The 10811-nt window shown below is 42.6% G+C and carries 5 protein-coding genes; 1 reads left to right on the top strand and 4 read right to left on the bottom strand.

From position 1 onward, the window contains the following. The 3 genes from H6F77_RS03500 to H6F77_RS27770 form a co-directional block, all read right to left on the bottom strand. The coding region (locus H6F77_RS03500; RefSeq protein WP_190485391.1) for an ATP-binding protein at positions 1 to 1726 on the bottom strand (1726 nt) is incomplete at its 3' end. Positions 1727 to 2093: 367 nt separating this feature from the next. Next, positions 2094 to 4709, bottom strand: a complete 2616-nt coding sequence (locus H6F77_RS03495) for an EAL domain-containing protein (protein ID WP_190485389.1) — start codon at positions 4707 to 4709, stop codon at positions 2094 to 2096. Positions 4710 to 5266: 557 nt separating this feature from the next. Beyond that, on the bottom strand, positions 5267 to 7324 hold the full coding sequence (locus H6F77_RS27770) for a sensor histidine kinase (protein ID WP_190485387.1): 2058 nt from the start codon (positions 7322 to 7324) through the stop codon (positions 5267 to 5269). A 213-nt stretch (positions 7325 to 7537) separates the two neighbouring features. Here H6F77_RS27770 and H6F77_RS03485 point away from each other — a divergent pair, with 213 nt between their 5' ends. Continuing rightward, entirely contained in the window at positions 7538 to 8455 is a 918-nt protein-coding gene (locus H6F77_RS03485; RefSeq protein ID WP_190485385.1) for a putative selenate ABC transporter substrate-binding protein, read from the top strand. 155 nt (positions 8456 to 8610) lie between these two features. Here the strand turns inward: H6F77_RS03485 and H6F77_RS03480 are convergent, their stop codons facing one another. After that, complete coding sequence (locus H6F77_RS03480) at positions 8611 to 10437, bottom strand: GAF domain-containing sensor histidine kinase (RefSeq protein WP_190485383.1); 1827 nt, start codon at positions 10435 to 10437, stop codon at positions 8611 to 8613. Positions 10438 to 10811 lie beyond the last annotated feature (374 nt).

Below are 10811 nucleotides of genomic sequence, written 5' to 3'. Positions count from 1 at the left end.
TAAAAGTTAACAGGTTTTCCTGATACAGAGTTTTCAAAAATTGGTTTACAAAAAAGGGGTTTCCCTGGGTTTTACGCACTACCAGTTCTGCCAATGGTTTTACTGTGCTACTGCCGCTATGCAAGGTGTCGGCAATCAGGTGGGTAATATGTTCGAGTTCTAAGGGTGCTAGAGTAATTTGGTTAATGATAGCTCCCTGGCGATGCAAAACATCAAGCGTCATCATTAAGGGATGAATTGGGCTGACTTCATTATCTCGGTAAGCTCCAATCAGAAGCAGATAGCGCGTCTGTTCATCCGTCATCATCAACTCCATTAAGTTGAGGGTGGCAGAGTCAGCCCATTGCAAATCATCGAGAAAAATAACTAACGAATGTTCGCGTTGGCAAAATACGCGAATGAAGTTTTGAAAGACCAAATTAAAGCGGTTTTGAGACTCAGTTGGCCCTAGATCTTGGATGGCAGGCTGCTTTCCAACAAGCAGTTCTACTTCAGGAATCACATCAATAATAATTTGCCCGTTAGAACCGAAGGCTGCTAAAAGTTTTTCTTTCCACTGATTGAGTTGGGCTTCACTTTCGGTTAAAAGTTGCCCGATTAATGACTGGAAGGCGCTGACAATAGCAGAATAAGGAACGCTGCGCTGAAACTGGTCAAATTTGCCAGAAATAAAATAAGCCCGCTGCTGGGTAATCGGTTTATAAATTTCTTGAACCAGAGATGACTTACCAATGCCAGAATAACCAGATACCAACATCATCGCGGTGTTGCCTTGGCTTGTATGGTCAAAGGCTGTTAGTAAGGTATAAATTTCTCGCTTGCGGCCATAGAGTTTTTCGGGAATTTGAAACTTATCAGAAATATCACCAAGACCGAGGGTAAAAGGTGCAATATGGTTGTTTTTCTCTAATTGAGTTAGACAATGTTGCAAATCTATTTTGATTCCTTCGGCGCTTTGATATCTATCTTCCGCTGTTTTAGCTAACAGTTTCATAACAATATCTGAAACTGCTTTGGGAATTTTACGATTAAGTTTATGAGGGGGGGTTGGAGTAAGCGCGATGTGACAATGCACCAACTCTAGTGCATCAGTAGCATTAAAAGGAACTCTTCCAGTAAGCAGTTCATAGAAGGTGACGCCGAGGGAGTAAAAGTCAGTGCGGTAATCCAGGCTTCTGTTCATTCTCCCTGTCTGTTCCGGCGACATATATGCAAGAGTGCCTTCTATAACGTTGGGGCTTTTTAGCGTAGGGTTTTGCCGCGATAAGGCAGTGGAAATGCCAAAATCGATAATTTTAACTCTATTTATTTTTGGGTTAAAAACGATATTGGACGGATTAATATCTTTATGAATAATATTTTTTTGATGAATTTCACCCAAACATGATGCGATTTTTATAGCAATTTGGAGGAATTCTAATAAAGTTAATTTCCTAGAATTTGTCAAATGTTTTAAGGATTCACCCCCAAAGTCTTCTAGTATCATTACCAAAGTGTTTTGATATTTCTGCAAGTTATGTGCTTTCACAACGCTTTCTAGATTCAGAGAGCGGGTAATTTCATATTCTTGCTTATATTTAGTAATTTGGTCGGGGGTTGGATAGTCTTGTTTGAGGAATTTAAGAATAACTGGCAGATTATCTTTAGTTTGGCATCCCCGAAATACAACAGAATTAGTGCTTTCGTAGATTGGGAGAGAAATTTTGAAGCCAGGAACTGTTAGCATAATTGTGATAATTTTAGGTTTGCAAATAAAGCAGTTCAGCTAAAAGCAAATGTTTGGCCAATTAAATAAATATGCAAATTTAGCCTAATTCAAAAGTCTAAAGGCTGATTGCAGGAAATAAAAGCGTGTTTATACTGAAAGGCAGGATAATTAATTTATTGAAATTTCAGTATTATTCCCAAATTTTTAATGTAGATCTGTTTGGGAATCATCGTTTTTACAAGGTAAAATTTTAGAAATTATAAGAAAAGATAGGATATTTGCTGTAACAATAGATACGCATTCTAGGCGATCGCGTGTTTGCTATGAACCAGTCACCACGCAAGCAAAAATACTCAAATAGAGCGATCGCCCTGCATACCTATTCTTAGCAACTGTGCGTTTTTAAACATGCATCCTCGCCCAGGAGGGCTGCGACAGCTTTAATATCCAGCGGGCGTGAGAAAAAGTATCCCTGCCCAGACTCACTTTGAAGCGCCCGCAGTTGTCCCGCCTGTTCGGAAGATTCTACCCCCTCTGCTACCACCTCCATGCCCAGATGGTGAGCCAGCATTACAATCGCCTGCACAATTTCCGAGTTTTCTCCATTTGCCCCAAGACGGCTAACAAACGAGCGATCTACCTTCAATATATTGATAGGAAAATTGTGCAAACGACTCAAAGAAGAGTAGCCGGTACCAAAGTCATCAATGCACAACTGAATATTTCGTTTTTGCAGTTGGTAAAGTAGACTCTTGAGCCAGTCGGACTTTTCCTGAAGTAAGCTTTCTGTAATTTCCAGCTTCAAACTGCGTCCCTCTAACCCTGTTTCCTGGAGAATTTGGTCAATTTTTTGCAGAAAATCTGGTTGGGAAAACTGTTTTACAGAGAGATTCACGTTAACACTCAACGATGAGTAAGACGGAAATCCCTGCTGCCAAATAGCCATCTGGCGACAAGCTTCCTCCAATATCCACCAGCCCAAGGGAAAAATCAATCCTGTTTCTTCTGCTAAGGGGATAAATTCAACTGGAGGCACCAGACCCCTTTCCGGGTGATTCCAGCGGACTAGCGCCTCAAATCCGGTAATCTTGCCCGTCGATAAGGACACAATTGGCTGGTAATGCAGTTGAAACTCTTGACGTTCGATACCCCGCCGCAGGTCATTTTCCAATTGCAACAGCGCTACCGTCTGGGCATACATGGCCCTGTCAAACACTTCATAACAGCCTTTTCCTTGCGCTTTCGCATGATACATAGCAATATCGGCATCGCGCAACAGGTCTTCGGGTTGCTCGTAACCCGTTGTACTATAAGCGACACCAATGCTAGCCGTCGCGTAAAGTTCGTGTCCGTTCAGATAAAAAGGAGTGTTTAAAGCTTGTTGGATAGACTCTGCTACCCTAGTGGCGTCGCTAACGGTTTGAATTTCTTCGAGCAGGATAGCAAACTCATCTCCGCCAAGCCGTGCGAGGGTATCGGTTGGGCGCAGGCACTCTAAAAGGCGTTGAGCGAGATAACCCAGCAGTTGGTCTCCAGCTTGGTGTCCGAGGCTGTCGTTGACCATCTTGAAGCGGTTGAGATCGACAAAAAGCACCGCAGATAAATAGTGCGAGTGCTGTTTGGCGCGTGCGATCGCTTGTCCTAAGCGATCCATGAACAAGGCTCGGTTAGGCAGACCAGTGAGATGATCGTAAAAGGCGTTGTGGATTAACTGTTCTTCGGCAAGTTTGCGCTGCGTGATCTCAAAGGCATATATGCGAATGGCGTCCGGTGCTACATAGTGCAGAACTTGTTCGTAATAACACTTTTGGACTTTTACTTCCCGCGCCAGAGACCCTTTACCTTCTCGTTGCAGAGCGATCGCTATATCTACGACTCCCTCTAAAAATGGGTGCCAAACGCCTGCGATTTCTAATTCTGGTAATGCTTGCGCTGCTTCGGAATTGATATAACGAATATTTCCGGCTAAATCTACTTCTACTATCGGATTGGGGTTTAGTTCGGGGAAACTTGCCAGTTGTTCTCGCTCTTTCTCTGCCAGCTTAGACGCGGTGATGTCACGTCCTACAGACTGAAACTCAATTAGTTGCCCACCGGGAGAAGCGATCGCTCTGTCAGTCCATTCTAGCCAGCGGATTTCCCCCCCGACTACAAGCTGCTGCTCTCTCGTAGACACGAGATTTTTCAAACTCAGCGTTGCTAGGTGCTGGGCTACGATATCGCAATTTTCATCCCCACTCAGAGAAACAAAGCTTTGCCCCAAACACTGTTCTCGTGTTTTACCAAAATAGCGGCACGTAGCATCATTAACAAAGGTCAACTTACCATCTAGTTTGTAGCGACAGATCAGTTCCGTTTGATCTTCAACTATGCAACGGTAGCGTGCCTCGCTCGACTTTAGCTCCTCTTCCAATAACTTCAGCTGCATCAATAATCCCAAAGGCGCAGCCACATCCTCGACGAGTTCTACAAGTTGCGGGTTCTCCGCACCTGATTCCTCCATGAAAAACACCAGCACTGCTATTACGCTATCAGCGTCGCCATGCCGCAGGCTATCGGTGTTGATAATGGGAATGCCAAAACCCGCCCGCAGTCCGCAAGTTTTGGCTATCTTTGCCCGTAGAAAGAAGGCGTCGGTTTGAATCGAAACATCCGGAATCCATTCGGGCTGTTGGGATATCCAGACTCGCCCTGGCAAACCTTTATTGGGTGCGAATGTCATAGCTTCGCTCACTTGCCTGAACGGTGCTAGGCTTGGTCTGCTACCATACCAAGCGGAGCTGCATTCCAAAACTGCGCCATCGTGCCGAGGAATCCAAGCTTCGCCATAGTTCCAGCCTGTCACTTCGCAGACTCGACGAAGTACCACCGCCAGCGCCGCATTAAAATCCGGGGCTTGACAGATATATCGTATCAGCGATCGCAGCAAACTAATTTCTGACTCTCTATATTGATGTACGTCAATTTTACTTTTTTGATGTTTTATCAATGGTTCCAGCATACACCGTCAGGGTATGTCGCAGTTGCCAATCTTTTTGTAGCCCACTTTATTCTTTTGAAATGTCACTTGCGATAACTTTTGATGTCTATTTTGGTAAATTTTGAGCCACATCTTAGATACACAATTGCCCTTATTTGTCAAAAATGCAATATTTAAATATTGCTGCTAGCTTATCAACAAGTAGAGTAACTGAGTGATTCTGGCTGCGATCGCCAGGGTAATTAATTGCTTATTTTCATTAGTAATTCACCAACATAAGACGCATTATAACTTGTCTAAAATTCTCCCTAACTTCGCCTCTCCCTACAAGGCAAAAGCGTTGTATGGCTAGGTTTTTTCTTTTGTGTTAGTTTATGTCCGCCCTATTCCTCATTATAAGTTTACCAACCAAATTAGCAGTAAATTTAGCTTATTTCAAAAAATATAACAATATAAATAAATGTTTTTTATGCCTCAACGAACTCAAAGGGCGTCTTGCTAACTTGCAGTAGTTTTTTATTTATCGCATCCGCCTACTTTGGGCAACGCTCGGCTTTGGGTGGGTGAATTCAAAAGATTTAACATATTGTCTCGACTGTCTGTTCTATGCTCGCTTCTTGTTCAGGATTTTGGCAAATTGGAATCGAAATTATAAACTCTGCGCCCTTTTCAGGGGAAGAAATACACTGCAAACTACCTAAGTGTTTTTCCACTACAATTTGATAGCTAATCGACAAACCTAAACCCGTGCCTTTGCCCACTGGCTTAGTTGTATAAAAAGCATCAAACAGCCTTTGACGTACTTCTTCTGTCATTCCACAGCCATTATCAGCAATGCTAATTATAGCTTTATTTTTAGCGTTAATAGCTGTACTAATTTTAATAGTAGGAGGTTGGATGTTTCCGCAAACCAGGAATGAGTTTGGCTGGATTAAGAATGACTCTTCCAATGCATCGATCGCGTTACTTAGGAGGTTCATGAACACTTGATTTAATTGACCGGGGTAACATTCAACTAAAGGCAAGTCAGCATAATCTTTAATTGTCTTAATCGCAGGGCGCTCGTTAGTGGCTTTGAGTCGATGCTGCAATATGAGTAAAGTGCTATCGATGCCTTGGTGAATATTTACCGCCTGCATTTCCGCTCTATCTACGCGAGAAAAAGAACGCAGCGAACTAACAATCTCGCAAATGCGCTCAACTCCAATTTGCATTGAATCCAACAGCTTGGGGAAGTCTTCGCGCAGAAACTCTATATCTATAGCTTCAATTTCATTGCAGATTCTAGGCGTAGGCTTGGGGTATTCCTGTTCGTAAACTTCCAGGAGGTGCAGTAAATCTTGAGCATACTGATTAGCGTGGTTTATATTTCCGTAAATAAAGCTTACGGGGTTGTTAATCTCGTGAGCCACCCCAGCAACTAATTGACCGAGGCTGGAAATTTTCTCGGTTTGAATTAGTTGCGATTGAGTGTTTTGAAGGTTGCATAGGGCAATTTGTAGCTCTTGAGACTTTTCTCGAAATAGCGTCTCATTCTGTTTGCGCTCGCTAACCTCCATTATCAACATATCATTTGTATGTTTTAATTCAGCTGTACGCTCTTCGACTCTCTTTTCTAGTTCAGCTTTGGTGTTAAACAGCGCATATTCAATTTTATTGCGTTGTTTTATTTCGGTTTCTAGGGCTTTGTTGGTGGTTTCCAACTGTTTAGTTTTATCTATTAGGTTGTTGTGGGCTTCTTCTAACCGCTCAACTGACAAGGCTTCTTCAGTATAGGTTCTGATATATTCTAAAGTTAATCCGATAAACGGTATGATGTAAGCAAGAATCTTAAGGAAATGGGCAATATTAAAATGGTTGTCAAAAAGTGCATTCGAGCCAAAAACCATGTGGAGTTGAGTGGCTATTTGAGGAATGATGCTGATGACTAGGCCATGAGAAAACAGGCTAGGATGCAAATGGTAAAGGCGGGGAAAAACATAAATACCTGCAACTATAAATAGTAGGAGTGGAGCGACATCCCAAGGACGAGTTATGATGGAGTTGGGAAAAATGGTTGGAGGCAGAGTTGCACTATGGGCGCAGATATAGACAATGACATAAGCAATAAGGCTAAAAACTAAACTAGCGATCGCTACAAACCCGACACCCCCCTTCGACTTTCCCGGTTTAGTCATCAATAAAATGCCTGCACCGCCAATTAAAATCAGCGCATTGAACAATCGGCAAATTACCCAAGTGAAGGGAATCAGGTTTTGGTTATCAGCTATACCCTCTATTAATCTGTCAGCCGCTAAAGTATGGAATGCATCCATACATCCCGCGCAAAAAAGCGACATCCCAATAATCGGAGTTACTGCATCCCTCTTAAGAACAAAGTGTATAAAAGACAGGATGACAATAAAAATTGCCGTACAGAAAGCGCTCCACTCCAAAATTGTGTGTGTAAAGCTCCCTGCTAGACTGTAGTGCATGGCCTCGACAAGTTCGCGGGGATGCATTGTGGAGGCTAAAGATGCATCGAAGGGATGTAAGGGCGAGCTAAAATCAAATCCCAACAGATTCAGCAAGCTAGGCACCAGGCAAATTGCCACCACTATCCAAACCAATCGATCGGGAATCCTAGTTGTTTGCATAAAATTTTTACTGTTCCCCCAATGCAAGGCTTCATCGAGACCCACCCGCAAAGCAGGGGAGGGCTGCAAAAATACTAACTGTTCAAGTCTCTGTCTAAGGTGATTGGTATCACTACGAGACAAGTTATATTAGCAAAATCATCCTTAATGAATATCCGCTTCTCGCTCGTTAGTTTGATGTAAAGTTAACCAGTAGTTAATTTAAGTTCAGGGATGAGAAAACTTTTCTGGTCTGGTTTGTTAGTTGTATTGCTGCCGTTGACGGCTTGTTCGCCCAAACCCAGCGCCAATTCCTCGACTTCTGGGGCTTCAGAGGCAAAACCTCTGGTAGTGGGTGCAATTCCAGACCAAGATCCGCAAAAGTTGCAGCGACAGTATGATAAGCTAGCCGCCTATCTAGAGAAAGAACTGGGCGTGCCTGTAAAATACAAGCCTGTTACCGACTATGCCGCAGCTGTAACCGCGTTTAAGGTGGGGGACTTGGAGTTAGTTTGGTTTGGAGGATTGACAGGAGTCCAAGCACGGTTGCAAGTGCCTGGTGCTACCGCGATCGCGCAACGCGACGTAGACGCACAATTCCACAGTCTCTTCATTGCAAACAAAAAGAGCGGGATTCTGCCATTTAAAGACATCTCCAGTGTAAAGCAACTCAAAGGACGTACCTTTACATTTGGCAGCGAATCTTCAACATCGGGACGTTTAATGCCACAATACTTCCTGCAACAAGCTGGCCTCAAACTCACCGACTTTAAAGGCGAACCAGGATTTTCTGGCGATCACGATAAAACCATCAAACTCGTTGAAGCAGGTACATATGATGCTGGCGCAGTCAATGAAAGCGTATGGCAGAAGCGGGTAACTTCTAAAGAAGTAGATTTGAACAAAGTGGAAGTCCTTTGGCAGACACCCGCCTACTACGACTATCACTGGGTTATCAATCCAGAGGTGAAAAAGCGTTACGGTGAGGATTTTGTTCAAAAAGTGCAGAATGCTTTCATAAAGCTTGACCCCAGCGTGCCCGAACAAAAGGAAGTTCTCGACCTTTTACAGGCTAAGAAATTTATTCCCACCCAAAATTCTAACTACGCTCAAATAGAAGCTATAGGTCGAGATATCGGCAAGATTAAGTGATGAGAAGGCCGACATCACATATGCAAACAAACTTCTTGCTCTAAGTAGATAAAGGGGCAATTAAAACCAACCAGCCCACCAAAATTATTCTCACCTATACGCAGAAGAAATGGTGGGCGTTGGACACCATAAAAGTTATTTTTAAATAATTTTAGCTAACTTGACATTCCTATAGCTGATAACTCTGAGCGCTCCGCAGAATTTAGATTATTTTGTTGGATAGGAATTTCAATCGAAAATTCCGTTCCTTGTCCTGGTGTCGATATACACTTTAGCGACCCTCCATGCTTCTCTACCACAATTTGATAGCTGATCGATAATCCCAGACCTGTACCCATATCGGCGGGTTTGGTCGTGAAGAATGGATCGAATAAACGCGCTTTCACGGCTTCTGTCATTCCCGCTCCGTTGTCGGAAATTCTCACTCTGATATGGCTGGGGTGCAAAGTTTCAGTGCAAATTTTAATTATGCTGGGATATTGCCTAGTTTCCTCTTCACAGCGCTGAATGTTGTAGTGAGTTAGGGCATCAATTGCATTACTAATAATATTCATAAATACTTGATTCAGTTGTCCGGCGTAGCATTCAACCTTGGGTAGAGCGCCATATTCCTTGACAACTTTAATCCCAGTAGGATCTGACTTAGCTTTCAGGCGATTTTGCAAAATTAACAGAGTGCTATCAATGCCTTCATGTATATCGACTGGTTTCATTTCCGCTTCGTCAATACGGGAGAAGTTCCGCAAAGTTAGAACAATCTGACGTATTCTATCAGCGCCAATTTTCATAGAGTCGAGCATTTTAGGCATATCCTCCATCAGAAATTCCAGATCGATGGCTGCGGCGCGATCTTGGATCTCAGGAGCAGGATTGGGATAATATTTTTGATAGAGTAGTACCAATTCTAATAAGTCTTGGCTATAGTCGTTGGCATGGCTGAGATTGCCGTAAATGAAGTTAACCGGGTTGTTAATTTCGTGGGCTACTCCAGCAACTAGCTGACCTAAACTGGACATTTTTTCGGTCTGAATAAGTTGAGCTTGGGTTTTTTGGAGGTTTTCCAAAGCTGCGCTTAGCTGTTCAGCCTGCGCGATCGCAATAGCAGCATTAGCGCGACTTTGATTGTATAGTTCTGCTTGATTGATGGCGATCGCTAACTGATCGGCGATCGCTTGGAGCAATTCTACCTCCTCATCGCTCCACTGGTGGATTCGTTTGCCATGTTCGCAGACAATTACACCTATTCGACCCGAATTAGTGTGAATTGAGACAGCTAATAAAGAATTAATTCCTAACCCAAGCAGAAGCTCTCGATTATTACGATTAAAACCGTTATCTGTAGAAATATTATTTACCCTAATCAAACCGCTTGGCAAGGTTTTTTCAGCGATCGCTAGATCGAATTGCAAGATTGCTTCACCTAGAAGGGCGATCGCTGTATCTGCTTGGCTGCTTGTTGTACTTGACAGGGTGCGATCGCAGGCTTCACAGTTCAATTCAAAGCGCATCTCCTGAGCATTGGGCTGATACCAAAGAAACTTGCAACGATCGATCTGTAGCAAATTGCGTATTTCACTAACTGCCGTGTTCAGAATTATTTCCAGATCGAGCGAGTCACGAACTTGGCTAGACAATCGACGTTTTAGCAAATCTTTGTGAGACGCTAATTCTTGAAGTTCAGCGGCGGCTTGTTCCAGTTCTTTCTGCGCCAGCTGATGACTTATACGTGTTAGCACCAGCCACCAAGAACCAATGCCAATCGGGACAAGCAAGGCTGCATATAACTGCACGAATGCCTCTAGTATTTTCCCCGAGCTATTTTGCAATAATTCTGGAGATGTTTCCGATACAATCTTTCCAAACTCTTGATAGTAAACTATCGCTAAAATAGCGCCCACCAAGACGGATAAAAATAAAAAAATAGCCAGGAATGGTTTTACTAAACCTTGGGAACCCATCTGCGGTGTCATTAGTCGCTTCATTATTGCTGTTTATCTCCGTTGTTTTATTTATTCATAAAATGTCTTACATTTATTCGCGAAATTAAGCTTTTTTACTAGCTTTAAGCTTTATATACTACTTAAATTTTATTTTTTAACTAAAGTTTATACTACAATCGTTAATATTTTATTTGTTAGCTTATTAAGCTATAGCCTTAGCAAGCTATTTATACGAGTTTTTTATTATATACCATATTTTTTCTTTGAAATGTCATTTAAAATACTTTTATCTCTAACTAAATTACGAATTGCGTTTTACGTGAATTTACCGATGCCAACCTAATTTATGTAAATTATTGTGTTACCAGCTATAGCTCACCCATACAGTGTACGGATATACTCAGTAAAATTAACGA

Origin of the sequence: Microcoleus sp. FACHB-831 (assembly GCF_014695585.1) — a bacterium.
Taxonomy (GTDB): Bacteria; Cyanobacteriota; Cyanobacteriia; order Cyanobacteriales; family FACHB-T130; genus FACHB-831.
Note: the sequence above shows the minus strand (reverse complement) of the source record. Positions and strands in the feature narration are given on the sequence as shown.

Excerpts from the sequence above, each read along its gene's own strand:
- H6F77_RS03495 (WP_190485389.1), bottom strand. The coding sequence starts at position 4,709 with ATGCTGGAACCATTGATAAAACATCAAAAAAGTAAAATTGACGTACAT.
- H6F77_RS27770 (WP_190485387.1), bottom strand. The coding sequence starts at position 7,324 with ATGCAAACAACTAGGATTCCCGATCGATTGGTTTGGATAGTGGTGGCA.
- H6F77_RS03485 (WP_190485385.1), top strand. The coding sequence starts at position 7,538 with ATGAGAAAACTTTTCTGGTCTGGTTTGTTAGTTGTATTGCTGCCGTTG.
- H6F77_RS03480 (WP_190485383.1), bottom strand. The coding sequence starts at position 10,437 with ATGAAGCGACTAATGACACCGCAGATGGGTTCCCAAGGTTTAGTAAAA.